Here is a 26,412-nt window from a genome sequence, read left to right as displayed (position 1 = left end):
CGAATACGAGTAGAATCAACACCGTGCGCCATGTCCACCAAATTTAAACCGGACAGCAGTGGGACAAGCCCGAGGATGACGGAGGAGGTTGGATGACTGCCCGCGAATGGCCCGACGAGGCCTAAACCAGCTCCATCAACGCTCTTGCCGCCGCCTCGTCTGTAATCAGCGTATTGCACCCGATCCGCTTGATCGTGGCGCGGATGGCGATGGCGCGGTGGGCGCCGCCGGAGGCCAGCACGATGTGTTTTGCCTTGCGCAGCGTGTCGAGATCGATTGCCATGGCGCGCTGGTTGATCGGGTGATCGACCGAGCGACCTTCGGCATCGATGAAATTGAACATGGTGTCGCAGACGCAGCCAGCATCGATGAGTTCCTGCAGCGTCGTCTTGGAAATGAAGCCTTCCGACAGCGAGGTCGAATGCGGGCCGATATCGCCGCAGGAGACGATGGCGAGATCGAGCGCTTCGGCGAGATCGTAAAGCGTCGCGAGCCCGCATTTTTCGATCAGCGCCCGTTTGGTCTCAACCGAATCCACCAGCAGTGGCGCGAGAAACATGTAACATTCCGCCCCGAGCGCGCTCGCCAGCCGCCAGGTGTAATCGAGCGGGTTGGTCTGGTGCACGGCGACGATACCGCCGAGCAGCGAGACGACCTTGCAATTTTCCCGGCGCGGCGGGCGGAAGCTGGAAAGCGAGGCGGTCATGGTGCGGCCCCAGCCGACGCCGATGGTGGCCTCATTCGGCACCGCTTCTGAGAGGAATTGCCCGAGCGCCAGCCCGACGGCCTTGGCCGTGCCTTCGGCGTTCGCCTTATCCGGGGAAGGGATGATCACCGCCTCGTCCAGCCCGTAGGCCGCCTCCAGCCGGCCGGCCAGCTCGACGAAATCCTCAATGCCTTCATTGATCCATATCTGCACTTCGGAGCGCTTCATCGCCTCGTCCAGAAGGCGGATGACGGTGGAGCGGCTGATGCCCAGTTTCTCGGCGACATCCTTCTGCGTCATGCCCTGATTATAATAGAGCCATGCGGCGCGCAGCCGCAGAGACGCCGCTTCCGAATAGGCCGTATGGGTTTCTCTTCTCAGTTTCGCCACGGTTTCCGCCATTCTTTATGAGCGGCCGAGTATCGCAGGCGTGAAACTTATGTCAATTGCGATGCGCAAATGTCTTGACTTTCGACCGTGCCGCTTGCGATAGTCGGAGCCGGACAAACCGCGATTTCGGCCTTGGGCGCACCCCCGGTGCGGGAACGAAATGACGGCAGAGCAAGTTTTAAAGAGATCATGAAGGATCATCAGATATGACATCCAAACTCGAACAACTTCGCGCCATCACCACGGTCGTTGCCGATACCGGCGATATCGAGGCGGTTGCGCGCCTGAAGCCGGTGGATTGCACCACCAACCCGACCATCGTTCTGAAGGCGCTCGGCACACCGGCCTTTGCCGATGCGGTGAAGGAAGCCGTCGCATGGGGCAAGAAGCAGGGCGGCCAGTCCGACGCCGTGGTTGCCGCCGTTGCCGACCGTCTTGCCATTTCCGTGGGCGCAGCCCTTGCCGGCCTCGTTCCCGGCCGTGTGTCGACCGAAGTCGATGCCGACCTTTCCTTCGACACGCAAGCCTCCATCACCAAGGCGCGCCACATCATTGCCGCCTATAAGGAGCGCGGCATCGAGCGTGAACGTATCCTCATCAAGCTCGCCTCCACCTGGGAAGGCATCAAGGCTGCCGAGGTTCTCCAGTCCGAAGGCATCGACTGCAACCTGACCCTGCTGTTCTCGCAGGCACAGGCGATTGCCTGCGCCGAAGCCAAGGTCTTCCTCATCTCGCCCTTCGTTGGCCGTATTCTCGACTGGTACAAGAAGTCCACCGGTGAGACCTACACCGCCGAGACCGATCCGGGCGTCGTTTCTGTGCGCAGCATCTACAATTACTACAAGGCCAATGGCATCAGCACCGTCGTCATGGGCGCTTCCTTCCGCAATGTCGGCGAAATCGAAGCGCTGGCCGGTTGCGACCGCCTGACGATCAGCCCGGCGCTGCTGGAAGAGCTGGACAAGGACAGCGGCAAGCTGGAGCGCAAGCTTTCGCCCGACAATGTCAAGGCAGAGCCGCTGCAGTCGCTCGACGAGAAGGCATTCCGCTGGGCGCTCAACGAAGATGCGATGGCCACCGAGAAGCTCTCGGAAGGCATCCGCCTCTTCGCCAAGGATCTGGTGACGCTGCGCGAAATGGTCCGCAAGGAACTGACGCTGGCTGCGGCCTGATACAAAAAGGGGGAACCATCCACGTTCCCCCTGCGTTTAAGAGATATAAATCTCCAGTCACTCAAAACGCGATCGGGTCCCTGCCGGTCGCGTTTTTTTGTGCGTTTCAGGAATTTCCGTTTCCCGTCGCCACTTCGGAAATCCGCTTTGCCGCCTCGCGGATCAGCGCTTCACAGGCCTCGCGTGTCGGGGCCTTGCCGCCAAGCGGGGTAATATAGGGGCAGGTGATGACGGCAAGCGCAGTGCCGTCCAGCGTCAGCACCGGGGCGGAAATATTGCGCACGCCGGCGGTCTGAAGGCTGTCCATGGATTCGAAACCGTTTTTGCGCACCTCCGCCAGCCGCCCGGCAAGGTCCGGCGGCACGGTTTCGCCGCTGCCGCGCACCTGTTCAGTTATCATGATCTGGCGCTGCGCTTCCGTCTGGAAGGCCAGAAGCACATGGCCGGAGCCGGTGTGGAACAGGCTCATCTGCGCGCCGACCCGCATGGACATGGCCCAGTAGGTGGACGATTCCTGCTGGGCGATGACAACGACGCTGCCGCGATCATAAACCGCCAGATGACAGGCCTGCTCGGCGCTTGCCGAAAAATCGCGCATGACCGGTGCGGCGAAAGAAACCAGCCGGCGGATCGGCGCGTGGAAATGCGCCAGCCCGAACATCTTCAGCGTCAGTGAGAAGCGGTCTCCGTCAAGTCGCTGCACATAGCCGCGGCGCACCAGCCGGTCCAGCATGCGATAAAGCTCGTTCGGGCTTTTGCCGATAGACTTGGCGATCTCGATCTGCGTCAGCCCGCCATCGGTACGGGCCAGAAGTTCGAGAATGTCCAGACCCTTGTCGAGGGCGGGAGCGCGATATCTTTCGCTGTCGTCGTCGGTCATCTGGCCTCGATGGTGTTTTGCGCGGTCGCCGGGTGGGCAGCCTGAAAATATGGTTGCCCGATAGCCGACATCGACGCAAGTTTGCTTGACGCCATATGAATACCGCGTTTACATATGAATTGTCGATCCATATTTGAGATCATCGAAATTCAGCGGTCCGGTGCCTGAAGGGCGGGCGGGCCTTAGCGGGAGGCTATTCATGGTGCAGGATTTTAACGGCCGGACAGTGGTGATCACCGCCGCCGGTCAGGGTATCGGCCGGGCGGCAGCAGAGCGGTTCGTCTCGCTCGGTGCACGCGTCATCGCCACCGATATCAATGAACAGGCGCTTTCGACGCTGAAGGGTGCGGAAACCCGGGTTCTGAACGTGCTGGATGGCGATGGCGTCAAGGATTTCGCCGCCGATATCGGCCATGCGGATGTGCTGTTCAACTGCGCGGGTTTCGTTCACTCCGGCACCATTCTCGATTGCGAAGAGAAGGACTGGGATTTCTCCTTCGATCTCAACGCCAAGGCCATGTATCGCACCTGCCGCGCCTTCCTGCCCGGCATGCTGGAAAAGGGCAAGGGCGCAATCGTCAACATGTCTTCCGTCGCTTCCAGTGTGAAGGGCGTGCCGAACCGTTTCGCCTATACCGCCTCCAAGGCGGCCGTGGTGGGTCTGACTAAGGCGATTGCTGCCGATTTCGTCACCAAGGGCATTCGCTGCAACGCCATCTGCCCCGGCACGGTCGATAGCCCGTCCCTGCATGACCGCCTGCGCGCCACGGGCAATTACGAACAGGCGCTGGCCGATTTCATCGCCCGCCAGCCGATGGGCCGCATCGCCACGCCGGAAGAAATCGCGGCGCTGGTTACCTATCTCGCGTCGGACGAGGCAGGTTTCACCACCGGCCAGATTCACGTCATTGACGGCGGTTGGACGGGCTGAATCTTTTTAAGGGAGAGAGGAGAGGCGACCGGCGTAAAAGCCGGTCGCCTTTTTTCATTCAGACGACGGCGCTTCCGGCCATCAGTGCAAGCACGAGGAAGACCAGGAAGATCACCACGGCGATGAAGAACAGGATTCGGGCCACGCCCGCCGCGGCTGCCGAAATGCCGGTAAAGCCGAATACGCCCGCGATTAAAGAGATAACAAAGAAAATAAGAGCCCACTTCAGCATGGCGCTTCCCCTTTTGCATAATTTCCCGAGCCCGCCGCCCCGCGACAGGCTCGGTAAAATGACGCGCAAAAGGCGAAAATGTTCCATACGCCCGCAAAAATCGTTATTTTAGAGTGTTTTCGCTTTTCTTCGAATAGCGAAAACACTCTAACTCTTGTTTTGGCGCATTTCCGGACGGAAAACCGGGGTCCACTTTTCCTGGAAATGCTCTAGAAGCCTGTTTCCCCTGCCGCATCGATCTTCCTCGCCTTCAAGGTGGTGCGGATGAAGGTGGCAACGAAAGCAAGGCTCATGAACATGACGATAGTGGGGGCCGGCGCGCTGTCGATGAGGAAGCTCAGCCATATGCCTGCCAGCGATGAGGTTATCGCCACCGCAATGGCCACCAGCAGCATGGCGGAAAAACGCCGGGTCAGCAGGAAGGCGATTGCGCCCGGCGCGACCAGCATGGCGACCGAGAGGATGATACCCACCGCCTTCAGCGCCCCGACGACGGTGAGCGACAGAACCATCAGCAGACCGTAATGCAGCACCCGCACTGGCAGGCCGATGGCTTTCGCATGCTGCGCATCGAAGGCGTTGACCAGCAGATCCTTGCGGAGAATGCCGAGAAACAGCGTGGCGAAAAGTGCGATCAGGCCCGTCTCCAGCATGTCCGACGGCGCAATGCCCAGCATGTCGCCGAAGAGGATGTGGTCGAGATGCACATCGCTCTGCACTTTCACATAAAGCACCAGCCCCAGCCCGAACATGCCGGAAAAAACGATGCCCAGCACCGTGTCTTCCTTGATGCGGCTGTTTTCCTTGATGAAACCGGTGCCGAGCGCGCAGATCATGCCGGCGATGAAGGCGCCGATGGAAAGCGGGATGTTGACGATATAGGCCAGCACCACACCGGGCAGCACGGCGTGGGAAACCGCATCCCCCATCAGCGACCAGCCCTTCAACACCAGAAAACAGGAGAGCATCGCCATCGGCACCGCGATCATCAGGGTGATGACGAAGGCATATTGCATGAAGGGCAGCTGAAACGGCAGGATGGCGAGTTCGAGATAGTCGCTCATGGCGTCTCCTCCAGCGCCCTGCGTGCCTTGGCGCGGGAAGCGAGAAGCCCGTGCTTGGGCGCGAAAAAGAAGGCAGCAAGGAATATCGCGGTCTGCAGCACGACGATGACGCCGCCGGTCGCACCGTCGAGGAAATAGCTGAGGTAAGCGCCGACGAAGCTGGTGGCCGCGCCGATGATGAGGCTCATCAGGATCAGCCGCTCGAAACGGTCAGTCAGCAGATAGGCGGTGGCGCCCGGCGTCACCACCATGGCGACGACGAGGAAGGCCCCAACGGTCTGGAGGGCGGCAACCGTGGAAGCGGCCAGCAGGGTGAAGAAGATCACCTTCAGCACTTCCGGCTTCAGCCCCACGGTGCGGGCGTGGTTCTCATCGAAGAACACCACCATGAAGTCACGCCATTTCAGCGCCAGCACGATGAGGCTGATGCCGCCGATCAGCGCCAGCTGAATGGTGTCTTCGGCGGTGATCGCCAGAATATTGCCGAGCACGATGGTCTGGATATTCACCGAGGTGGGCGACAGCGACACCATGAACAGGCCAAGCCCGAAAAACGAGGTGAAGATCAGCCCGATGATGGAGTCTTCCTTCAGTCGTGTCTTCTGGTTCAGGAACAGCATGGAACCGGCCGCAAGCCCGCCGGAAAGGAACGCGCCGAGCGAAAAGGGCAGGCCCAGCATATAGGCGCCCGCCACACCCGGAACTATGGCATGGGACAGCGCATCGCCGATCAGCGACCAGCCCTTCAGCATCAGATAGGCCGAGAGAAAACCGCAGACGCCGCCCACCAGTGCGCTGACCCAGATGGCGTTCAACATGTAACCATAGGTGAAAGGCTCAAGAAGGCTGTTTATCATCGACTTTTTCTTTCGGAGCCTGCGGATCATGTCCGTTCTGGCCATTCTTGCCGTAAATCACGAAAGGCCGCTCGTCATCGGTGATAACCTTCACCCGGCGCGGGTCGGCGTCGTTATGCAGGTCTGCCCCGCCAAGCACGAAGTGGCGCAGGCTGCCGCCGAAGGCTTTTTGCAGGTTCTCCTCGTTGAAGGTATCCGCCGTCTTGCCCGATGCCAGCACCGTGCCCTTGACGAAGACGGCGCGGTCACAGAATTCCGGCACGCTGCCGAGATTATGGGTGGAGACCAGCATGACGCGGCCCTCATCGCGCAGCGCCTTCAAAAGCGCGACGATCTGCTCTTCCGTTGTCACATCGACACCGGTGAAAGGCTCGTCCAGCAGGATCACCTGACCCTCCTGCGCCAGCGCGCGGGCCAGAAACACCCGCTTCTTCTGCCCGCCGGAAAGTTCGCCGATCTGGCGCTTGCGATAGTCCAGCATATTGACGCGTTTCAGCGCCTCTTCGACCATGTGATGGTCGCGTTTCGAGGGAATGCGCAGGAAATTCATGTGGCCGTAACGGCCCATCATCACCACATCCTCCACCAGCACCGGAAAGCTCCAGTCCACCTCCTCGGCCTGCGGCACATAAGCGACGAGGTTTTTCCTGAGCGCTTCCTTCACCGGCAGGTCGAAAATAGAGACGGAGCCGGCGGCCAGCGGCACGAAACCCATGATCGCTTTGAAAATCGTGGACTTGCCGGCGCCATTGACGCCGACAAGTGCAGTGATCGTTCCGCGGGGGATGGAAAAGCTGGCATTTCTTAATGCGGTGTGGCCGTTTCGATAAGTCACTGTCGCATTTTGAACCGTCAGGCCGCCGCCTGATTTTTTACTGCCCATTCTCATGAAGACAGCCCCTTGGCAATGGTTTCGCTGGTCACGCGCAAAAGGTCCAGATAGGTCGGAACCGGGCCGTCCGCCTCGCTCAGCGAGTCCACATAGAGGATGCCGCCATAGGCCGCGCCGGTTTCCTTGGCCACCTGCTCTGCGGGATCGGCGGAAACCGTGCTTTCGCTGAAGATGACGTGGATATTGTGCGCGCGCATGGCGTCGATCACGCCGCGCACCTGCTGCGGTGTGCCCTGGCTGTCGGCATTGACCGGCCACAGGAACAGTTCCTTCAGGCCGAAATCGCGGGCGAGATAAGAAAACGCGCCTTCGCTCGTTACCAACCAGCGCTTGTTTTCCGGCAGAACGGAAAGCGTGTCGCGGATCGGCTGCACGGTGGCTCTGATCTTGTCCGAATAGGCCTTGGCATTGGCGGCATAGACATCGGCATGGGCAGGGTCGATTTCGGTCAGGCCCTTGCGGATATTTTCCACGTAGATCAAGGCGTTATCGGGCGACATCCAGGCGTGGGGATTGGGTTTTCCCTGATAGGCGCCGCCGCTGATGGCCATCGGTTCCACGCCGTCGCTCACCGTCACGCTCGGCACGCCGGAAAGGTTGGCCAGGAACTTTTCAAACCACAATTCCAGATTGAGGCCATTGCGAAGCACCAGATCGGCCTTGCGGGCTTTGAGAATATCGCGCGGCGTTGGCTGGTAGTTGTGAATTTCAGCGCCCGGCTTGGTAATGCTTTCCACCTCGGCCGCATCGCCCGCCACATTGCGCGCCATGTCGGCGATGATGGTGAAGGTCGTCACGACAGTCGGCTTTTCCTGAGCAAGGGCAGCGCCGGGCAGAAAAAGCGAAAAAGCGAAAATCGCGTGGCGGATTTTATGGACGTTCACGGGGCTCACCAGATTTTGTTGCGATTAATTCGCAATACCATCTGTTATAAAATCACGCTTGTCAACGCTATTGCAAATCATTCGCAAATTAGTGCATTTCGCAAATGTCCGAAAATGGTGCGTTTTTGCCGGTGTTGCACCGGCGGGATTAAACTTTTTTCAATGAGAAAGCGGCACTATCGCAAGGCTCGGACAGCGTGGTCCGGAGCTTGTCCCGCGTGTGTTCCTCATCCTTCGAGCCACGTTTTGGGGTGAGGGCGTAAGACGGGGTACTTGATGTCAGGATGTTGCGGGTGAAAGCTGTATTCGGACGAATGCGGTTTTCGCGCAAGCTCGTTATGATTGGAGGCGGGATCCTGCTTTTGGCGGGTGCGACCGGCTCTGCTGCCGTATTTATCGGCAGCGAGCGGCTGCTCGGCCCATCCTATGCCTCCACTAACGGGCTTTCCTGCGACGCGGTCCAGACGGTCAATATCCGCAAGAACGGTTCCCTTTGGGTCCGCAAATTCATTCGTACCCAGGGCGGTGACGGCACAGAGCGGCTGAAGACTGCGCTTCGTGTCGCAAGGGCGGTTTACGACAAGCAGAAACCCGATCTGGTTCAGGTCTCCGTGCTCGACAAGAACGGTCCGCAGCTGCGCTCGGAAATGCGTGGCCGTGCCATTGCCGCACAGGTGGTTTTCATTCCCGATCCGGCAAAAATTCCCGAAGGCGCGGATGCCCATCGTTATTCGGCCTTTTATTACGATGGCGCCGCCAATGCCAGCGGCCAGTTTTACGGCTTGCGTATCGATCTGCCGCTGGAAGATGCCGAGGCGCTGGCGGCAGGCCTCAGCGATTCGGCCGATTGTGCGACCCCGGCTCTGGATGCCGGTTCCGAAGGCCATGAAGGAAAACCCGCGGAAACTGCGACGGGACACGGCGAAACCAAAGATGACGGCGCGGGCGGCCATGGCGGCGCGCCGGCGGAAGCCAACGAAGGCGGGGCTGCCCATGGCGAAACCCCGTCTCCCGAAGCGCATGGCGAACCGGCTGCCGACGAACTTCTGACCTCGACGCCGGAAGCCGATGGCGGCAGCATCTTCAGCCTGTCCTATCTGAAATCGCTGATCTTCGGCAAAGGCTCGACGACTGCACAGGCGGCGGAAGAAAAGCCGGCTGCCGAAAATGCGCCGGCGGAAGAACCCGGTGCGGAGAAAAAGGCCGCGAGCCACTAAGCGGGCGAGGGCGGTTTCTCCCCGAACCCTTCCGTGGCTCGCATCTGACGTGTCAGATATCCGGCCCGATCCGAAGTCGGCCAGCCGGATTTGGAAATTTCTTCCGTTTGTTGACGATTGCCGGAGAGAAACTCTGCGACAGGGCGGCAAAGGCGGCAATGCGGGCGATCAGCTTTTCCCTATCGCCCTTTGTCACGGCTTCGTAGCTCTCGATCTCGTCGATATAGCCCGTCAGCCAGTCTTGATATTTGCCTTCGTTCCACAGCCGCTCAGTCGCAAACACCGTGTCTTCCAGCCGATCATAGGCAACGAGCGTCCGTCGCCAGCGATGCTCGTCGAAATCCAGCGCGCCATTGGCGAAGAGCGACCCGACCTCGAGGCCGTAGCTCATCAGCTTCGCAGAGCGTTCCGGCGGCATGGTGAGGTTCAGCCCGCCTTCCTCCTCGTTGAGGAAAACGCGGGCGATGCGTTCTCTTTGGCCCGGCATGGTGGCGAGCGACTGATCCTGCCAGTCCTTCGCCGAGCTGAGGATGCTGCCGAGAAAGCCGCTCATTTTTTCCATCTTGTGAACGGGCACGCCGATCCCTTCGCCGGCCGCCTGCGGGATCGTGACGCGCTTACCGCTGCTGGCGATGGATTTCGGCAATTCATCGAGGCTAAGCGCGAAAGTGGGACGCGACGGAAGCAGGGCATCGAAAAGATGAATGGGGAAGTTGCTGCTGATGCCGCCATCGGAGAACCAGATTTTCGCCTTCATGACGGGCCGCGCTTTGCCGCCGAGACGCTGCACGATATCCAGCGTGCCGCGATCATTGGTATAGGCCGGAATGGCCTTGAACAGCACCGGGAAGCTCAGGCTCATGCGCGTTGCGATGATGACCGGCAACTGGGCGGGCTCCGGAAAAGCCTTGAGTTCGGGAAAGGGGCCGCCCGGTGTTGCGATCTGCTTGAGCCAGTTCATCACGGCCGCGGGAAAGAGCTGGCTCCATTCCGTCGGATCGTAAGCCACCATGAGACTGGTGGTCGGAAGCGTGTGCGGCCGCCGCATCGACAGGTTCGTCGTCACCATCTTGAGGTTGATGACCGGCTTCTCCGGCTCCGCGCCGATGAGATCGCCGAAGGTCAGCGGTGGCGCGGTTGCTGCGTCGCTGCCGAAAGCGATGTCCTGGATCGATGCATGAAGCCATTCCGTCAGGCCCGGAACCTCGGCATCGGAAACCGTCAGTCCCGAGCAGAAACCGAAGCCGTCTCTTGGCAACCGGTAGAAAACCAGCCACAGGATCTGGCCGAGGATGCCGGCCAGCATTCCCACCAATCCCCCGAGAACCGACCCGGCCCAACCGCCGCCCAGAACCCACAAGGCGCCGGCGCCGATGACAATGCCAACTATGGCTGCCAGCGGAAAAGCAAGGAGCAAGCCTAGGACCTTGCCCGGCCAGCCGCCGGCCTGCGCCCACAGCAGGTAACGCATCAGCGGGCGAAAACGGCGCTGGGGCTGGAAAAGCCTGTCCAGAATGGTGGGTATCGTGTCGCAATGAGCCTGCAGGCGGGTGAAGCCATTCGGATCGTTTCTGACCGTGCGGGAATATTCCGCCGCCGCCGCAAAGGCGGCGGCAATCGCCCCCGCCGATGTGCCGCCTATCGAGCGGAAGCGATACCGGCGCGCCAGTTCCAGAACCGCATAGGGATAAACGACGCCGGAGGTGATGCCGCCTTTCATCACCACGTCGCATTCCTTTTCAGGTGCGGCAAACATATCGGGCTGGTATTTGGGAAGCTCATTCTCGGGCATGCGTATTTCCCCCCCGGCGGCTCCTGATCGAAAGCCGTCAAACACAATGCGAATGATGGAGAATGGGTATCACAAGTTGAGGTGAGGTCGCCAGTATATTCTACTAAAAGTTAAATAAACTTGCACGATCCGTTCGCTGAAAGCCGGATGATTACTTGCGGGCGTCTATCTCTGGAGAGGAAAACCGGCAGACAAACGGGCGAAACCTCGCCACACTCCCCGACGTCAAGAAAATACGCCCTTCGCCACCAGCGAGAAAATCGGGGCGCGGAAGGCGGCCGTGAGGCCGCCCCGGGTTTCGTCCGATCAGTCCGCCTTGTTGCGGCGGGCCGGGAAGAGGATGACGTCGCGGATCGACGGAGCATTGGTGAGCAGCATGATCAGGCGGTCGACGCCGATGCCGAGGCCGCCGGCGGGCGGCATGCCCTGGTCGATGGCGTCGAGGAACTCGTCGTCCAGCTGCTTGTCCTTTTCGCCGCGGGCGTGCGCCTGTTCCAGCTGCTCCACCATGCGGCGGCGCTGTTCTTCCGGGTCGTTGAGTTCGGAGAAGGCATTGCCCACTTCCCAGGCGTTGCAATAGCTTTCGAAACGCTCGACGAGGCGCGGTTCGCCCGGCACTTCCTTGGCGAAGGGCGAGATGTCCTTCGGGAAATGCGTGACGTGGCTCGGCTGGATCAGCGTGCCTTCCACCTTTTCTTCGAAGATGAAGGCAAGGCATTCGCCCCAGGTCCAGTCCTTTTCGACGGCAAAACCGGCAGCCTTGGCGGCGGCTCGGGCTTCTTCGTCGGTCTTGAGGCCAAGGAAATCGATACCGGTTGCTTCCTTCACCGCCTCAGGCATCGGCACGCGCTTGAACGGTCCCTTGAAGGAAATCGTCTGGCCCTGGAATTCCACTTCGGTTGTGCCGTGCAGGGCAATCGCCAGCGTCTCGAACAGCCGCTCCACGAGACCCATGATGTCTTCGTAGTCGGCATAGGCCCAATAGCACTCCATCATGGTGAATTCAGGATTGTGCCTTGTGGAAACGCCTTCGTTGCGGAAGTTGCGGTTGATTTCGAACACCTTGTCGGTGAGGCCCGAAACCAGCGTGCGCTTCAGGAACAGTTCCGGCGCGATGCGCAGATACATGTCCATCTTCAGCGTATTGTGGAAGGTCTTGAACGGATCGGCCGTCGCGCCGCCATAGATGGTCTGCAGCATCGGTGTTTCCACTTCGAGGAAGCCTTCGGCCTCCATGAAACGGCGAATGCCGGAGAGGATCTTCGAGCGCTGCAGGAAGCGCAGCTTGGATTCCTCGTTGGAGAGAATGTCGAGGTGGCGCTTGCGGTAACGCAGCTCGATGTCGGAGACGCCGTGCCACTTTTCCGGCATCGGCAGCAGCGACTTCGTCAGCATGGTGATTTCTTCGGCGTTGATCGTCAGCTCGCCGCGCTTGGTGCGGCGCACCTTGCCGGTCACGCCGATGATGTCGCCGATATCGATCATCGGCAAAAGGTTGCGCGCCGCTTCCGGCGTCGTATCCTTGTGGGAGAAGATCTGCACCTTGCCCGAGGCGTCATGGATGTCCATGAACATGCCGGAATTGCGCGAGGAATAAACGCGACCCGCCACCGTCACCGTATCGCCGGTTTCGACGTCGGCTTCGATATCGGCATATTTTTCCGCGAGCTCGGCATTGGTCAGCGTGCGGTGGAAATGCGCCGGATAGACATCGCCGATCTGCTCGCGCAGCAGCGCAAGTTTCTGGCGGCGCACTTCGGTGGCGTCGGAGGAGAGGGCGGTGGTTTCGGTCGTCTTGTCGTTCATCGTATTCGCTTTCAGAGGGCTTGTTCGTTGCAATTACCCTTTGCGCTCGGGGCTTACCCCCCTCTGCCCTGCCGGGCATCTCCCCCTCAAGGGGGGAGATCGACAAGCGGCGGGCACCTTGCCCATGGAACGAGCGGGTGCGGCACCTGATCTCCCCCCTTGAGGGGGAGATGCCCGGCAGGGCAGAGGGGGTACCCCGAGCAGAGGGGTATATTCAGAATGCTGCCGTCACCGCCAGCACATAACTATCAGCTTCCGCTGCCCACCATCGTGGCCACAACGGCAATCGCAGCCTTCAGGCGCTGACGCACCACGGAGCGGCCAAGCAGCGCCATGCTATCAAACAGCGGCAGCGAGCGCGAGGAACCGGACATGGCCACAAACAGCGGCGGCGTGACGACGCGCAGCTTCTTGCCGGTGCGTTCGGCCACATCGCGCAGTTCGGCCTCGATCGCTTCCACATTCCAGTCCGGCATCTTTTCGAGGTCTGCTGCAACCGTGGTGAGGATTTCGTGGATTTCCTCCGGCTTGCTCTTCAGACCGGCAAAGGAAGCGGGTGTGAGGCCAGCATCGCTTGCGAGCAGGAAGCCGGCAAGGTTCGGCAGCTCGCCGAGTTTGGAAACGCGGCTCTGCGCAAGCTTCAGGCCCTCAGTCAGGCGGGAATTCTCCATCGCCCATTCCAGTGTGCGGGCAATGAACTCTTCCGGCGAAAGCTTTTCGCGCAGCCAGCGGCCGTTCAGCCAGTCCAGCTTCTGAATGTCGAAGATGGCGCCGGCCTTGGAAAGCGCTTCCGGGTCGAACTTCGCCGCCAGCTCGTCCATGGTCAGAAGTTCTTCGCCTTCGGCGATCTGGATGAAGAACAGGCCAAGGAAGTTCATCAGCGCTTCCGGCAGGTAACCGAGCGCGGAATAATAGGAGATCGAGGTCGGGTTCTTGCGCTTGGAAAGCTTGGACTTGTCGGCGTTGCGCATCAGCGAAAGATGCATGAACTTGGGCTGGTCCCAGCCGAAATAACGGTAAAGCAGAATGTGCTTGGGCACAGAGGCCAGCCATTCTTCGCCGCGCGCCACATGGGTGATCTTCATTAGATGGTCGTCGATGACGTTGGCCATGTGATAGGTCGGCATGCCGTCGGCCTTGATCAGCACCTGCATATCGACCGAATCCCACGGGATCGAGACATCGCCATAAACGCCGTCATGGAAATCGCACGAGCCTTCGGCCGGGATTTTCATGCGCACGACGTTGGCTTCACCGGCGGCAACGCGCGCGGTCACTTCCTCGGCCTTCAGGTTGAGGCAATGGCCATCATATTTCGGCGGCTTGCCGGCGGCGCGCTGGGCTTCGCGCATTTCTTCCAGCCGCTCGGGCGTGCAGAAACAGCGGAAGGCATGGCCTTTTTCCAGCAGCTCTTCGGCATAGGGCCAGTACATGGCCTTGCGCTCGGACTGGCGGTAGGGACCGTAGGGGCCGCCGACATCCGGGCCTTCCGACCAGGTCAGCCCGGTCCAGCGCAGCGCTTCCAGCACCTTCTGCTCATATTCGAGGGTCGAGCGGGTGGCGTCGGTATCCTCGATGCGCAGGATGAACTCGCCGCCATGTTTCTTGGCGAAGAGATAGTTGAACAGCGCGATATAGGCGGTGCCGACATGCGGCTCGCCGGTGGGGGAAGGTGCGATGCGGACGCGAACGCCGGAAGTGGTCATGAAATTCACTCGTCGTGACGTGGCAGTGACATCGGGGCGGTTCACCCGTCTGTCACGATGTTTTCGTTTGGATGCGGCAGGAAATCATGTTGGAAGACGCAATGAAAGCGCCTTTTGCACATTCCCGTTCGGCTTCGGCTTAGGCCATATTCTACCGCAGGCGTCAAGGAAATACGAAGCCCGCGCTGGTTCAGCGTCCCAGCTGAGAGCCCTAGTTCACTGGCCAGACGTAAAGCAGCATGGGAATGCTGGCGATGACGATCATGATCGACAGCGGCAGGCCAAGGCGCGGATAGTCGCTGAAGCGATAACCGCCGGGGCCCATGACCAGCGTATTGCACTGGTGGCCGATGGGTGTGAGGAAATCGCAGCCGGCGCCGATAGCCACCGCCATCAGAAAGGCCTCCGGCCGGAAACCGAGTGTGGTGGCGAAACCGGCGGCGATGGGGGCCATGACCAGCACGGTGGCGGCATTGTTGAGAAAGGGCGTCACTGCCATGGCGGTGAGCAGGATCATGCCAAGCGCCGCAAAGGGCGGCAATCCCTGCGCGGCATGACCGAGCCAGGCGGCGATCAGTTCGCTCGCCCCGCTGGTGCGGAGCGAGTCGCTGACGGGAATAAGGGCGGCGAGCATGACGAGGATCGGCCCGTCGATGGATTTATAGACCTCGGTGAGCGGGATGGCGCCGACCACGATCATCATGAAGGCAGCGGCGAAAAAGGCGACGGAGACCGGCACCAGCCCGCTGCCGGCGGCGATCATGGCGGCGGCGAGCACGATGACGGGCAGAAGCGCGCGGCGCTGCACGCCCAGCAGGATTTCCCGCTGCGCCAGCGGCAAGAGCGAAAATTCCTGCAATACCTGCGGCAGGTTCTTGCGGCTGCCCTGCAAAAGAATGACGTCGCCCGCCTGCAATGTCAGCTCGGAGAGCCGCTGGCTGACGCGTTGGCCGCGCCGGCTGACGGCGATCAGATTGACGCCACGCGTATAGGACAGCGCGAGTTCACGCGCCGAAATGCCGTTCAGAACCGATTCATTGCTGATCACCGCTTCCATGGAAATGAGATCTGCGGTTTTTTGGCCGTTTTCCATCAGCGGCTTGCCGGAAAGCAGAAGCTTCGCCTGCGAGACGATGCGGTCCAGCCCTTCCGGGCTGCCTTCGAGGAGAATCGTGTCACCCGCCTTCAGCGTCACGTCGGGGAAGGGGGAGATGCGCCGCGGCCCGCGCAGGATGGTGCTGGCGATCACATCGCCGTCGGCCTGTTTCAGCAATTCGCGCAGCGGCTTCTCCGCATGGGTGCTGTCGCCGGGCAGGGTGGCTTCAGCGGTATAGGCGGACTGGTCGAGAATATCCTCCACCGACGCCTGCTGGCGGTTGCGCACCGGCAGCAGCCGGTAACCGAAGGTCAGGAAGATGATGCCGATGACGGTCAGTCCCGCGCCGACGGGCGTGAAGTCGAACATCGAAAAACTCTGCCCGGTCATTTCCTCGCGCAGCCGCGACACGACGATGTTGGGCGAGGTGCCGATCTGCGTCATCAGCCCGCCGAGCAGGGCGGCAAACGCCATGGGCATCAGATAATAGGAGACCGGGCTGCCGGATTTGCGGGCGAACTGGAAGGCGACCGGCATCATGATGGCGAGCGCGCCGATATTCTTGATAAAGGCCGACATGACGGCGACGACGATCATCAGGAAGGCGAGCTGCAGGCTCTTGGAGTGCATTTCGGGGAAATATTTCTTGATCGTCATATCGACGATGCCCGACCTCGCCACGGCCGAGCTGACCACCAGCGCGCTGCCGACGATGATGACGATATCGTCCGAAAAACCGGAAAAAGCTTTTTCGAAAGGCACGACGCCGAGCGCGACGGCCACAAGCAGCGCACTGCAGGCGACGACATCGTAACGCAGCCTGTCCCAGATGAACGCGACCATCATGCCGGCGATGACGGTGAAGGCGAGAATCTGGTCTGTCGTCATGCTGGCTTATGCTTTCGAAGGAGAGTCGGCGGGAATGACTCTATCGATGAGGATATCGAAGAACGCAAGCCGGGGTGAAGCGGTTCCGGGCTGGATGTCATTCCTATCTCTTCGTCATACCGGCCGTGAGCCGGCATGACGGAGCGGAGGCATCGTCAGAGAAGAAAATGGGCAATGTCGTCCCAGGCTGGATTGAGATCTTCAATCAACTTGATCTTCCATGCCCGCGGCCAGTTTTTTATCGTCTTTTCTCTCGCAATTGCGTCCGTGACGAGAACCACACAAGCGTCTTAACGCCATAACGCGTTGTGAATCCGGGGGTCAGGTTGTTCTGATATTCATATAAACGGTGAGAAAGGTCGCTTGTTACGCCAGTATAGAGCGTCCCGTTTCTTTTGGATGCAAGAATATAAACGTAACCTTGGCGCATGAGAAAAGCATGCGCAAAGGTCATTATTTTTGGCAAGAGGCGAAATTATTTCCGTCATACCGGACTTGATCCGGTATCCAGCCGCCGCGCGTCTGCGCGGCGAGAAGAGTCCTTTCAGCCCAATGACTTGGGCTGGCTGGATTCCGGCTCAAGGCCGGAATGACGGTGGCGAGATGCCGTTAGTGCGTATCGCCTGCCGCCTCCGCCTTTTTGCGCTGCCTCGCATTGCGGGCCAGCATGTTGAGCAGTTCCACCAGCGCCGAGAACGCCATGGCGGCATAGACGTAGCCCTTCGGAACATGGAAGCCCATGCCTTCGGCGATCAGCGTCGTGCCAATCATCATCAGGAAGGCGAGCGCCAGCATGACGATGGTGGGGTTGCGCTCGATGAAGTTGGCGAGCGGCGTTGCGGCGAGCAGCATGACGGTGACGGCAACGACGACGGCGACGATCATGATCGGCAGATGCGGCGTCATGCCGACGGCGGTGATGATGCTGTCTACAGAGAAAACAAGGTCGAGCAACAGGATCTGGCCGATGGCGGCGCCGAAATTCATCGCGGCCGGGCCACCCACCATGTCTTCCTTGTGATCTTCCGGGTCGACATTGTGGTGAATTTCCTTGGTCGCCTTCCATACCAGGAAGAGACCACCCGCTATGAGGATCATGTCTTTCCACGAGAAGGGGTGGCCGAAGGCTTCGAAAACCGGCGTGGTGAGCTGCACGATCCATGCGACGGTGCCGAGCAGGCCGAGGCGCATGACGAGCGCAAGGCCTATACCGATCTTGCGGGCTTTTTCACGCTGTTCGGGCGGCAGCTTGTTGGTGAGGATGGAGATGAAGATCAGGTTGTCGATGCCGAGCACGACCTCCATGACGATCAGTGTGACGAGCGCCACCCAGGCGGCGGGGTCAGATAGAAGAGGGAGAACGGACTCCATCAGGTAGGTTTTCCTTTCAGCAACAAGGCCAGCCGAAACATTCGGTGGGTGGAATTTATAGCGCAATACGCGAGAAACAAGGAGTTGATGGCTCCGGGGCGCAAGATTTCATCGAAATTTCGCGCAGGCCGCGTATTGGCGTTCACGCCGTTGCTGAATGATCTCAGGCCTTGTCTGTTCCGTAAGCCGCCATGAATACGTTGATGGCGCTGCTGATAACCCGGTCCAGTTCCTCGTCGGGAACCGGGCCTTCCAGTTCGCCGAACAGCCGCAGCTTGAAGAAGGTGCCGGTGGAAAGCTCGATATATTGCCGGGCGGCCAGCTCAGGATCGTCCACTTTCAGATGGCCGATCTCGACCTGATGTTCGATGAAGTCCAGGAGCACGGTGCGCACATTGTTCGGAGCCGAAAGGAAAAAGCGCTGCGCCAGTTTCGGCATGCGATCGATGACGCCGAGCACCGAACGCATGGCAGGGATCATGTCCGAACAGATCATCTTGTTGGCAAAGGCCTTGCCGAACTGTTCCAGCCCCTCGCGCACCTCCTCGGTGCCCTCGAGAATATGGCGCATGGAGGTGGCGAATTCGTTGCGATGGTGGTCGACGAGGGCGACGAACAAATCTTCCTTGTTGGAGAAATAGACATAGATCGTGCCCTTGGAAACGCCGGCTTCACGCGTGATGTCGTTCATGCTGGCCGCATCGAAGCCCTTGCGCTTGAACACACGCCAGGCGCCCGCCAGAATCTGCTCGCGCTTGGCCGGGTCTTCACCCGCCGCAAAACGCCCGGCGGCATTGCCCGGACAGCCCGTTTCCGTTTCCGTCTCCATATCCCTGTCTTCACCTGCCATCGCTACCGTCTCTTAGCATCGCAATGGCGTAAAAAAAATTAACCGAACGTCGAACCAATCGGTTCGATAACACTTGATATGTGTCAGGAAAGAGATTATGTCAATCGAACCGAACGGTTCAGTTCGAAAAACTTTCTTCAATTTATCACGGTAAGCTCCCATGTCGGCCCAGAAGAATAGCGCGGTTCGCGCCGTCAACGATGCGGAAGAGGCGGATATCTCCGCCAAGGCCGAGACCTCTCCAGCAAAGCCGGCCGAGGCCGCGCCGCCGCAGCAGCCCCAGACCATTGCGGCGCCGAAGCAGAAGAAGCGTTCGAAGCTTCTGCCGGTCATCGCGGTTGCCCTTCTCGCCGGCGCCGGCTGGTACGGTTACAACTGGTGGGTCGACGGCCGCTTCATGGTGTCGACGGACGACGCCTATATAGAAGGCGATATCGCCGTCATCGCACCGAAGGTTTCGGGCTATGTCGCCAGGGTGAACGTGGTCGAGAACCAGGAAGTCAAGGCGGGCGATCCGCTGGTGACGCTGGACGACGGCGATTATCGCATCGCGCTCGATCAGGCCGAAGCCCAGATTCGCACCGAGCAACTGTCACTGAAGCGCATCGATGCGCAGATCGTCGGCGGCGAAGCTTCGCTGGAGCAGGCCGTCGCCCAGAAGGGTGCGCTGGATGCCGCCCTTCGCGGTGCCGAAATCACCCAGAAGCGCGCCAGCGAGCTGCAGGCGAAGGATGTCGGCACGGTTGCCGCTTCCGACAATGCGCAGGTCGCGCTCGATCAGGCCAAGGCGAATGTCGTGGCCGGCGATGCCGCCATCTCCTCGGCCAAGGCCAATGTTGAACTCCTGCGCGCCCAGCGCGAGGAAGCCGAAAGCACGATCCGTTCGCTGCAGCTTTCCCGCGACAAGGCCGCCCGCGATCTTTCCTTCACTGTTCTGAAGGCGCCTTATGACGGCGTCATCGGCAATCTGGCGGTTCAGAACGGCGATCTGGTGTCTGTCGGCAAGCGTCTGGCTTCGCTGGTGCCGATGAACGAGCTTTATATCGACGCCAATTTCAAGGAGACGCAGCTTGCCCGCGTCGTGCCCGGTTCGAAGGTGCGCGTGCATGTCGACGCCTTTGACGACGCGACGATCGAGGGCACGGTGCAGTCGATTTCGCCCGGCTCGGGCTCGGTCTTCTCCATGCTGCCGCCGGAAAATGCGACCGGCAACTTCACCAAGGTCATCCAGCGTGTGCCGGTTCGTATCGTCTTCTCTAGGGAAGACCTTGCAAAGCACAATCTGCGCGCCGGCCTCAGCGTCGTTGTCGATGTCGATACCCGCACGGCGCCGGAAGGCACCAGAACGGCGCAAGTTAACCCGGAAGCCAAGTAAGGCGCATCGCTGATGCGCCGTTGAGGTCAAGATTCATGGCGGCTACGGTTGTCGGTACGGGCGGGGCGTCCATCCCCGCCGATCCCCCGATGGACAGGCGCAGGCTCATCGCGTTTTTCGCGATGGTCTTCGGCATGTTCATGTCCATCCTCGACATTCAGATTGTCTCCGCGTCGCTCGCGGAAATCCAGGCGGGTCTCGGCGCGGGTTCCGATGAGATCGCCTGGGTGCAGACCTCCTATCTGATCGCCGAAGTCATCATGATACCGCTGTCGGGCACGCTGGCGCGCATTCTCTCCACGCGCGTGCTCTTCGCCACCTGCGCGGCCGGCTTCACCATATCGAGCGCGCTCTGCGCCACAGCCACCAATATCGACCAGATGATCGTCTACCGCGCGATCCAGGGCTTTATCGGCGGCGGCATGATCCCCTCCGTCTTCGCCGCCGCCTTCACGATCTTCCCGCCCTCGAAGCGTTCGGTCGTGTCACCGATCATCGGTCTCGTCGCCACGCTTGCGCCCACCATCGGCCCGACGGTCGGCGGTTATCTCTCCAATGCCTTTTCCTGGCACTGGCTGTTCCTCGTCAACATCATCCCCGGCATCATCGTCACCATCCTCACCTGGAGCCTGATCGATTTCGACAAGCCGGAAAAGTCGCTCTGGAAGAAGTTCGACTGGTGGGGGCTGATCTCCATGGCCGTCTTCCTCGGCTCGCTGGAATATGTGCTTGAAGAGGGCAACAACAAGGACTGGTTCAACGACGAGCATATCGTCATGGGAACGGTCGCCATGGTCATCGGCGCGGTCGTGTTCTTCTGGCGCGCCTTCAAGGTGGAATTCCCTGTCGTCGATATCCGCGCCTTCGCCGACCGCAACTTCTCCATCGGCTCGCTTTTCTCCTTCGTCATGGGCATCGGGCTATACGGGCTGACCTATCTTTACCCGCTCTATCTCGGCCGGGTGCGTGGTTACGATGCGCTGATGATCGGCGAGACCATGTTCGTCTCCGGTCTTGCCATGTTCTTCACCGCGCCGATTGCCGGCAAGGTCTCCACCAAGCTCGATCCGCGGGCGATGATGGCCATCGGCTTCATCAGCTTCGGCTGCGGCACATGGATCATGACGCATGTGACGACCGACTGGGATTTCTACGAGCTGCTGATCCCGCAGATCCTGCGCGGTTTCGGCCTGATGATGTGCATGGTGCCGATCAACAACATCGCGCTCGGCACCCTGCCGCCGGCCCGCATCCGCAATGCGTCCGGCCTGTTCAACCTTACCCGTAACCTCGGCGGCGCGGTCGGTCTTGCCATCATCAACACCATGCTGTCGCAGCGCACGGACGACCATTATGTGCGGCTGGCCGAACATGTGAGCTATTCCAACCCGCAGGCGCTGGAATGGCTGAACAGTGTCGGCGCCAACTACGATTCCTACGGGCTGGACGGCGCGTCCGTCGCCGTCAAGAAACTGGTTGGCATGGTCTCGCAGCAGGCATGGATATTGGCCTTCGCGGATGTGTTCTTCGCGCTGACACTGTTGTTCTCGAGCCTGATCTTCATGACCGTGCTGATCCAGAAACCCAAGGCAGCGCCGCCGCCAGACGCGGCGCACTAACAAGAATCCCCTCCCATCCACCGCAGAGCTGGGGCCGTCGGAAATGACGGCCCCTTTTTTGTTTTGAATATGGAGCGAGCGAGGGCGGCATATTTCTTCTCCCCGCCGGGGAGAAGTCCGCGGCAGCGGGATGAGGGGGCGAGGGTAGAGATATTCGGAGAGCTTGCCCCCTCATCCGACCCTTCGGGCCACCTTCTCCCCCTCGGGGAGAAGAAACGCGCGGCACCGTTTCGCGAAGAGCCACCAACCCGACACCGCTTTCCGCGAAATATGAGGTACGTACATCATTTTTCAGTTTACCTCGACTGCAAAGCTGGATATGCAAGGGGAGGGAGGAGCCATGAAGCCGACAGTTCACGATATCGCCGAGCGGGCGGGCGTCAGTCTCGCCACCATCGACCGGGTGCTGAACATGCGCCCCGGCGTGCATGCGGCAACGCGGGCACGGGTGGAGGCGGCCATTGCCGAGCTTGGTTATGTGCGCGATATCGCGGCCGCCAATCTGGCCAAGGGCCGCAATTATTCGCTGGTCTTCATCCTGCCGGGCAATGACAATTCCTTCATGGCGACGTTGCGCGCCGAAGTGCGGGCCGCAGCGGCACGGGCGCATCTGGAGCGCACGGCGATCCGCGTCATCGAGGTGCCGCCCTTCAATGCCTCCGCGCTGACGGAGGCTCTGGAAGTCGCGCGGCGGGAAAAGCCCTCGGGCGTCGCCTTCGTCGCCACCGATTCCGAAGATGTGGCGGAAGCCGCGGACCGGCTGGCCGAAGACGGCATCGCCACGGTGACGCTGGTGTCCGATCTTTCCGGTTCGCGGCGGGATCATTATGCCGGCGTGGACAACGTCGCGGCCGGGCGCACGGCGGCGAGCCTGATGGGACGTTTTCTCTCCGGGCGCGGCGGCGATGTCGCGGTTGTCGCCGGCTCCATGCTGGTGCGCGACCATCGCGAACGTCTGGAAGGATTTCGCGCCGTCATCGAATCCGAATTTCCGCAATTGCGGCTACTGCCGGTGCTGGAGGGCAGGGACGATCCGCTGACCGTCGAGACGCTGGTGCGCAAGGCGCTCGGCAATGCCGAGCTCTCCGGCATCTACAGCCTCGGCGCGGGCAATCGCGGCCTCATCCGCGCGCTTGGCGCGGCCGAGGGCGAAAGAGCGCTTTCGGTCATCGCCCATGAACTGACGGAAAACACCGCCAATGCGCTGCGGGAAGGGCTGCTGGACGCCGTGCTCAACCAGGATGCCGGCCACGAAGTACGCAGCGCCATCCGCGTCTTGAAGGCGCGGGCCGACGGTCTGCCCGTCATCGCCGCGCAGGAACGTATCCGTATCGACATATTCCTCAGGGACAATCTTCCCTGATGAGAGCATTTCCAGGAAAAGTGGCCGCCGGTTTTCCGTCCGGAAATGCGGCTACTTTTAAAAAACGCTGAAAGCGGCGCATGGCGCGCCGGAATGGAGAAATACATGTATCTCGGTCTCGATCTTGGCACATCCGGCGTCAAAGCCCTGCTGATGGACGGCGATCAGAAAATCATCGGCTCGGCCAATGGCTCGCTGGACGTTTCGCGTCCGCATCATGGCTGGTCCGAACAGGACCCGGCGGACTGGATTGCCGCCACCAAAACCGCCGTTGCCGGCCTGAAGCAGAAGTTTCCGAAGGAGCTTGCCGCCGTGAAAGGCATCGGCCTTTCCGGCCAGATGCATGGTGCAACACTTGTTGATGCCGATGGCAAGGTGCTGCGTCCCTGCATCCTGTGGAACGACACGCGCTCCCATGCCGAGGCCGCCGCACTGGACGCCGATCCGCGTTTCCGCAAGATAACAGGCAATATCGTTTTCCCCGGCTTCACCGCGCCGAAGCTTGCCTGGGTGGCGAAGAATGAACCCGATATCTTCGCGAAAGTCGCCAAGGTATTGCTGCCGAAGGACTATCTGCGTCTGTGGCTGACCGGCGAATATATCTCCGAGATGTCCGATTCCGCCGGTACCTCCTGGCTCGATACCGGCGCGCGCAAATGGTCTTCCGAGCTGCTCGCCGCCACCGGGCTGGATGAAAAACACATGCCGTCGCTGGTGGAAGGCACGGATGAGGCGGGCGTGCTGCGCGCCGAACTTGGCTCCGAATGGGGCATTTCCGGCCGCGCCGTGGTGGCTGGCGGTGCGGGTGATAACGCCGCTTCCGCCTGCGGCATGGGCACTGTCAAGGAAGGCCATGCTTTCGTGTCGCTCGGCACATCGGGCGTGCTTTTCGCTGCCAATGCGTCCTATCTGCCGAAGCCGGAAAGCGCCGTGCACGCCTTTTGCCATGCGCTGCCCAATACCTGGCACCAGATGGGCGTCATCCTCTCCGCCACCGATGCGCTGAACTGGTATTCGCGCCTCACCGGCCAATCCGCCGCCGATCTGACCGGCGAGCTGGGCGAAACGCTGCTTGCACCAACCGGTGTCACCTTCGCGCCCTATCTCTCTGGCGAGCGCACCCCGCACAACGACGCCGCCATTCGCGGCTCCTTCATCGGCCTTTCGCATGAAAGCGACCGCAAGGCGCTGACCCAGGCGGTGCTGGAAGGTGTCACCTTTGCCATCAGGGACAATCTCGAAGCGCTGAAGTCGGCCGGCACCTCGATTTCCCGCGTCACCGCCATCGGCGGCGGCTCGCGCTCGGCCTATTGGCTGGCCTCCATCGCCACCTCGCTCGGCGTGCCCGTCGATATTCCGGCCGAGGGCGATTTCGGCGCCGCCTTCGGTGCGGCCCGCCTCGGCCTCATCGCCGCGACCGGGGCCGATCCGGTGGCGGTCTGCTCGCAGCCGGAAACGGCGCGGACCATCGAGCCGGTGGCGGCGCTGGCCGGCGCCTATGAGGAGGCTTACCGGCGCTATCATGCGCTTTATCCGGCTATTCGGGCGCTTTCGCATTGAGACACGGTGTGTGCGGCTTCACCCCCCTCTGCCCTGCCGGGCATCTCCCCCTCAAGGGGGGAGATCGGCAGGGCGCTAACCCTCGCTCCACCCTCAGCCTTGCATGAGGACGAGACCTAACCGCGAGTCGATCTCCCCCCTTGAGGGGGAGATGTCCGGCAGGACAGAGGGGGGTGAGCGGCAAACGCCGACCCTGAAATTTCAGAACACCATCTAAACCCACCCCAAGAGGAGGATCACCATGAGCACAGGTTTCTTCGGCGATATTGCCAAGATCAAATATGAAGGCCCCGACAGCACCAACCCGCTGGCCTTCCGTCATTACAACCCCGATGAGATCGTCGCCGGCAAGCGCATGGAAGATCACCTGCGTTTTGCGGTGGCCTATTGGCACACCTTCACCTGGCCGGGCGGCGACCCCTTCGGCGGTCAGACATTCCTGCGCCCATGGTTCGAAGATACGATGCAGGCGGCGAAACTGAAGGCGGATGTGGCTTTCGAATTCTTCTCGCTGCTCGGTTCGCCGTTCTACTGCTTCCACGACGCCGATGTGCGCCCGGAGGGCCGGAACTTTGCGGAGAATACCAAGAACCTCAACGAGATCGTTGATTATTTTGCCCAAAAGCAGGCCGATACCGGCGTGAAGCTTCTGTGGGGCACGGCGAACCTCTTCTCCAACCGCCGCTTCATGTCGGGTGCCGCGACCAATCCGGATCCTGACGTCTTCGCCTTCTCCGCCGCGACCGTGAAGACCTGCATGGACGCCACCAAGAAGCTCGGCGGCGCGAACTATGTTCTGTGGGGCGGCCGCGAAGGTTACGAGACCCTGCTCAACACCGATCTGCCGCGTGAACTCGACCAGCTCGGCCGCTTCCTCAATCTGGTGGTGGAGTATAAATACAAGATCGGCTTCGAAGGCACGATCCTGATCGAGCCGAAGCCGCAGGAGCCGACCAAGCACCAGTATGACTACGACGTCGCCACCGTTTACGCCTTCCTGCAGAAGAACGGTCTGGAAAAGGAAGTGAAGGTCAATATCGAGCAGGGCCATGCCATTCTCGCCGGCCATTCCTTCGAGCATGAACTGGCGATGGCCAATGCCTTCGGCATTTTCGGCTCCATCGACATGAACCGCAACGACTACCAGTCCGGCTGGGATACCGACCAGTTCCCCAACAACGTGCCGGAAATGGCGCTCGCTTATTACCATGTTCTGGCCGGTGGCGGTTTCAAGAACGGCGGCACCAACTTCGATTCCAAGCTGCGTCGTCAGTCGCTCGATCCGCAGGACCTGCTGATCGGCCATATCGGCGGCATGGATTGCTGCGCCCGCGGCCTGAAGGCGGCGGCGAAGATGATCGAGGACGGCGCGCTGTCGAAGCCGCTTGCGGAGCGTTACGCCAAATGGGATTCGGCTGAAGCCCAGAAGATGCTGCGCGGCGAGCTGAAGCTGGAAGAGATCGCCGCCCTGGTGGAGCGTGAGGATATCAATCCTGAGCCGAAGTCCGGTCGTCAGGAATATCTCGAAAACGTGGTCAATCGTTACGTTTGACGCGCTGGAGGGGGCGGCGGCAGCGTCGCCCCCTCATCGCCTCGCTTCGCTCCGGCACTTCTCCCCGGCGGGGAGAAGAACAAGCTCCACACTCCTTGCCACGCTGAGGGCACGGCATATTTCTTCTCCCCGCCGGGGAGAAGGTGGCCCGAAGGGCCGGATGAGGGGGCTTGCTCTCCGTTCTGTTCCAAAAGATGCGGAAAACTCTG

At 60.7% G+C, this 26,412-nt stretch carries 21 protein-coding genes and 1 pseudogene; 8 read left to right on the top strand and 14 right to left on the bottom strand.

Annotated features, from left to right (window positions below; genetic code table 11):
• Positions 1-121 precede the first annotated feature (121 nt).
• Positions 122-1,096, bottom strand: coding sequence for a sugar-binding transcriptional regulator (locus BTE54_RS16775; protein ID WP_198939171.1), 975 nt, complete (start codon positions 1,094-1,096; stop codon positions 122-124).
• A gap of 206 nt (positions 1,097-1,302) precedes the next feature.
• Between BTE54_RS16775 and tal the strand changes: the two genes are divergently transcribed.
• A complete protein-coding gene (gene tal, locus BTE54_RS16770; protein ID WP_065656345.1) occupies positions 1,303-2,268 on the top strand; it encodes a transaldolase in 966 nt (321 codons plus the stop codon).
• Between the two features lie 106 nt (positions 2,269-2,374).
• On the opposite strand, the gene BTE54_RS16765 is transcribed toward tal, so the two are convergent.
• Complete coding sequence (locus tag BTE54_RS16765; protein ID WP_003523122.1) at positions 2,375-3,148, bottom strand: IclR family transcriptional regulator; 774 nt, start codon at positions 3,146-3,148, stop codon at positions 2,375-2,377.
• 199 nt (positions 3,149-3,347) lie between these two features.
• Between BTE54_RS16765 and BTE54_RS16760 the strand changes: the two genes are divergently transcribed.
• Positions 3,348-4,079, top strand: a complete 732-nt coding sequence (locus BTE54_RS16760) for an SDR family oxidoreductase (RefSeq protein WP_065656346.1) — start codon at positions 3,348-3,350, stop codon at positions 4,077-4,079.
• A 58-nt stretch (positions 4,080-4,137) separates the two neighbouring features.
• Here the strand turns inward: BTE54_RS16760 and BTE54_RS16755 are convergent, their stop codons facing one another.
• The 5 genes from BTE54_RS16755 to BTE54_RS16735 form a co-directional block, all read right to left on the bottom strand.
• On the bottom strand, positions 4,138-4,311 hold the full coding sequence (locus tag BTE54_RS16755; RefSeq protein ID WP_003499086.1) for a DUF1328 domain-containing protein: 174 nt from the start codon (positions 4,309-4,311) through the stop codon (positions 4,138-4,140).
• Positions 4,312-4,520: 209 nt separating this feature from the next.
• Positions 4,521-5,375 (bottom strand): metal ABC transporter permease, encoded by an 855-nt coding sequence (locus BTE54_RS16750; protein ID WP_078053216.1) that lies wholly within the window; start codon positions 5,373-5,375, stop codon positions 4,521-4,523.
• Positions 5,372-6,232, bottom strand: coding sequence for a metal ABC transporter permease (locus BTE54_RS16745; protein WP_078053215.1), 861 nt, complete (start codon positions 6,230-6,232; stop codon positions 5,372-5,374). The genes BTE54_RS16750 and BTE54_RS16745 overlap by 4 nt, the downstream gene beginning before the upstream one ends.
• Positions 6,213-7,121 (bottom strand): manganese/iron ABC transporter ATP-binding protein, encoded by a 909-nt coding sequence (locus tag BTE54_RS16740; protein WP_198939170.1) that lies wholly within the window; start codon positions 7,119-7,121, stop codon positions 6,213-6,215. Before BTE54_RS16740 ends, BTE54_RS16745 begins: the two co-directional genes overlap by 20 nt.
• On the bottom strand, positions 7,118-7,981 hold the full coding sequence (locus BTE54_RS16735) for a metal ABC transporter substrate-binding protein (RefSeq protein WP_280940564.1): 864 nt from the start codon (positions 7,979-7,981) through the stop codon (positions 7,118-7,120). The genes BTE54_RS16740 and BTE54_RS16735 overlap by 4 nt, the downstream gene beginning before the upstream one ends.
• Before the next feature lie 341 nt (positions 7,982-8,322).
• Between BTE54_RS16735 and BTE54_RS16730 the strand changes: the two genes are divergently transcribed.
• Complete coding sequence (locus tag BTE54_RS16730) at positions 8,323-9,225, top strand: hypothetical protein (protein ID WP_198939173.1); 903 nt, start codon at positions 8,323-8,325, stop codon at positions 9,223-9,225.
• A gap of 52 nt (positions 9,226-9,277) precedes the next feature.
• Here BTE54_RS16730 and BTE54_RS16725 read toward each other — a convergent pair whose 3' ends face one another.
• The 7 genes and pseudogenes from BTE54_RS16725 to BTE54_RS16695 form a co-directional block, all read right to left on the bottom strand.
• Positions 9,278-11,017, bottom strand: a complete 1,740-nt coding sequence (locus BTE54_RS16725; protein WP_078053212.1) for a patatin-like phospholipase family protein — start codon at positions 11,015-11,017, stop codon at positions 9,278-9,280.
• Positions 11,018-11,323: 306 nt separating this feature from the next.
• Positions 11,324-12,823 carry a lysine--tRNA ligase gene (gene lysS / locus BTE54_RS16720; RefSeq protein WP_078053211.1) on the bottom strand — a complete coding sequence of 500 codons (1,500 nt, stop codon included), beginning with the start codon at positions 12,821-12,823 and terminating at the stop codon, positions 11,324-11,326.
• A 248-nt stretch (positions 12,824-13,071) separates the two neighbouring features.
• Entirely contained in the window at positions 13,072-14,529 is a 1,458-nt protein-coding gene (gene gltX, locus BTE54_RS16715) for a glutamate--tRNA ligase (RefSeq protein ID WP_078053230.1), read from the bottom strand.
• A gap of 211 nt (positions 14,530-14,740) precedes the next feature.
• The gene (locus BTE54_RS16710; RefSeq protein ID WP_078053210.1) at positions 14,741-16,513 is read right to left on the bottom strand and encodes an SLC13 family permease; all 1,773 of its coding nucleotides are present in this window, start codon (positions 16,511-16,513) and stop codon (positions 14,741-14,743) included.
• Between the two features lie 155 nt (positions 16,514-16,668).
• A pseudogene (locus BTE54_RS16705) lies at positions 16,669-16,967 on the bottom strand (GIY-YIG nuclease family protein).
• A 155-nt stretch (positions 16,968-17,122) separates the two neighbouring features.
• Positions 17,123-17,884, bottom strand: coding sequence for a TerC family protein (locus tag BTE54_RS16700; RefSeq protein WP_078053209.1), 762 nt, complete (start codon positions 17,882-17,884; stop codon positions 17,123-17,125).
• Between the two features lie 163 nt (positions 17,885-18,047).
• Positions 18,048-18,734 (bottom strand): TetR/AcrR family transcriptional regulator, encoded by a 687-nt coding sequence (locus BTE54_RS16695; RefSeq protein WP_065656355.1) that lies wholly within the window; start codon positions 18,732-18,734, stop codon positions 18,048-18,050.
• A 160-nt stretch (positions 18,735-18,894) separates the two neighbouring features.
• Here BTE54_RS16695 and BTE54_RS16690 point away from each other — a divergent pair, with 160 nt between their 5' ends.
• The 5 genes from BTE54_RS16690 to xylA all read left to right on the top strand — a co-directional run bounded on the left by BTE54_RS16690 (position 18,895) and on the right by xylA (position 26,203).
• Entirely contained in the window at positions 18,895-20,109 is a 1,215-nt protein-coding gene (locus BTE54_RS16690) for an HlyD family secretion protein (RefSeq protein ID WP_078053208.1), read from the top strand.
• Positions 20,110-20,144: 35 nt separating this feature from the next.
• A complete protein-coding gene (locus tag BTE54_RS16685) occupies positions 20,145-21,728 on the top strand; it encodes a DHA2 family efflux MFS transporter permease subunit (RefSeq protein ID WP_003520997.1) in 1,584 nt (527 codons plus the stop codon).
• A gap of 340 nt (positions 21,729-22,068) precedes the next feature.
• Positions 22,069-23,091 carry a LacI family DNA-binding transcriptional regulator gene (locus BTE54_RS16680; protein ID WP_078053207.1) on the top strand — a complete coding sequence of 341 codons (1,023 nt, stop codon included), beginning with the start codon at positions 22,069-22,071 and terminating at the stop codon, positions 23,089-23,091.
• A 105-nt stretch (positions 23,092-23,196) separates the two neighbouring features.
• Positions 23,197-24,651: a xylulokinase gene (gene xylB, locus BTE54_RS16675; protein WP_078053206.1), complete on the top strand. Its 1,455-nt coding sequence runs from the start codon at positions 23,197-23,199 to the stop codon at positions 24,649-24,651.
• 241 nt (positions 24,652-24,892) lie between these two features.
• The gene (xylA, locus tag BTE54_RS16670) at positions 24,893-26,203 is read left to right on the top strand and encodes a xylose isomerase (protein WP_078053205.1); all 1,311 of its coding nucleotides are present in this window, start codon (positions 24,893-24,895) and stop codon (positions 26,201-26,203) included.
• Positions 26,204-26,412 lie beyond the last annotated feature (209 nt).

The sequence above is a fragment of the Agrobacterium sp. YIC 4121 genome, assembly GCF_002008205.1.
In the GTDB taxonomy this organism is placed as follows: domain Bacteria; phylum Pseudomonadota; class Alphaproteobacteria; order Rhizobiales; family Rhizobiaceae; genus Agrobacterium; species Agrobacterium leguminum.
This window is presented reverse-complemented; position numbering and strand designations above follow the sequence as displayed.

Excerpts from the sequence above, each read along its gene's own strand:
- BTE54_RS16760 (WP_065656346.1), top strand. The coding sequence starts at position 3,348 with ATGGTGCAGGATTTTAACGGCCGGACAGTGGTGATCACCGCCGCCGGT.
- BTE54_RS16725 (WP_078053212.1), bottom strand. The coding sequence starts at position 11,017 with ATGCCCGAGAATGAGCTTCCCAAATACCAGCCCGATATGTTTGCCGCA.
- xylB (WP_078053206.1), top strand. The coding sequence starts at position 23,197 with ATGTATCTCGGTCTCGATCTTGGCACATCCGGCGTCAAAGCCCTGCTG.
- gltX (WP_078053230.1), bottom strand. The coding sequence starts at position 14,529 with ATGACCACTTCCGGCGTTCGCGTCCGCATCGCACCTTCCCCCACCGGC.
- BTE54_RS16700 (WP_078053209.1), bottom strand. The coding sequence starts at position 17,884 with ATGGAGTCCGTTCTCCCTCTTCTATCTGACCCCGCCGCCTGGGTGGCG.
- BTE54_RS16740 (WP_198939170.1), bottom strand. The coding sequence starts at position 7,121 with ATGAGAATGGGCAGTAAAAAATCAGGCGGCGGCCTGACGGTTCAAAAT.
- xylA (WP_078053205.1), top strand. The coding sequence starts at position 24,893 with ATGAGCACAGGTTTCTTCGGCGATATTGCCAAGATCAAATATGAAGGC.
- BTE54_RS16690 (WP_078053208.1), top strand. The coding sequence starts at position 18,895 with ATGTCGGCCCAGAAGAATAGCGCGGTTCGCGCCGTCAACGATGCGGAA.
- BTE54_RS16745 (WP_078053215.1), bottom strand. The coding sequence starts at position 6,232 with ATGATAAACAGCCTTCTTGAGCCTTTCACCTATGGTTACATGTTGAAC.
- BTE54_RS16750 (WP_078053216.1), bottom strand. The coding sequence starts at position 5,375 with ATGAGCGACTATCTCGAACTCGCCATCCTGCCGTTTCAGCTGCCCTTC.
- BTE54_RS16765 (WP_003523122.1), bottom strand. The coding sequence starts at position 3,148 with ATGACCGACGACGACAGCGAAAGATATCGCGCTCCCGCCCTCGACAAG.
- BTE54_RS16680 (WP_078053207.1), top strand. The coding sequence starts at position 22,069 with ATGAAGCCGACAGTTCACGATATCGCCGAGCGGGCGGGCGTCAGTCTC.
- tal (WP_065656345.1), top strand. The coding sequence starts at position 1,303 with ATGACATCCAAACTCGAACAACTTCGCGCCATCACCACGGTCGTTGCC.
- lysS (WP_078053211.1), bottom strand. The coding sequence starts at position 12,823 with ATGAACGACAAGACGACCGAAACCACCGCCCTCTCCTCCGACGCCACC.
- BTE54_RS16755 (WP_003499086.1), bottom strand. The coding sequence starts at position 4,311 with ATGCTGAAGTGGGCTCTTATTTTCTTTGTTATCTCTTTAATCGCGGGC.
- BTE54_RS16710 (WP_078053210.1), bottom strand. The coding sequence starts at position 16,513 with ATGACGACAGACCAGATTCTCGCCTTCACCGTCATCGCCGGCATGATG.
- BTE54_RS16695 (WP_065656355.1), bottom strand. The coding sequence starts at position 18,734 with ATGGCAGGTGAAGACAGGGATATGGAGACGGAAACGGAAACGGGCTGT.
- BTE54_RS16730 (WP_198939173.1), top strand. The coding sequence starts at position 8,323 with ATGCGGTTTTCGCGCAAGCTCGTTATGATTGGAGGCGGGATCCTGCTT.
- BTE54_RS16685 (WP_003520997.1), top strand. The coding sequence starts at position 20,145 with ATGGCGGCTACGGTTGTCGGTACGGGCGGGGCGTCCATCCCCGCCGAT.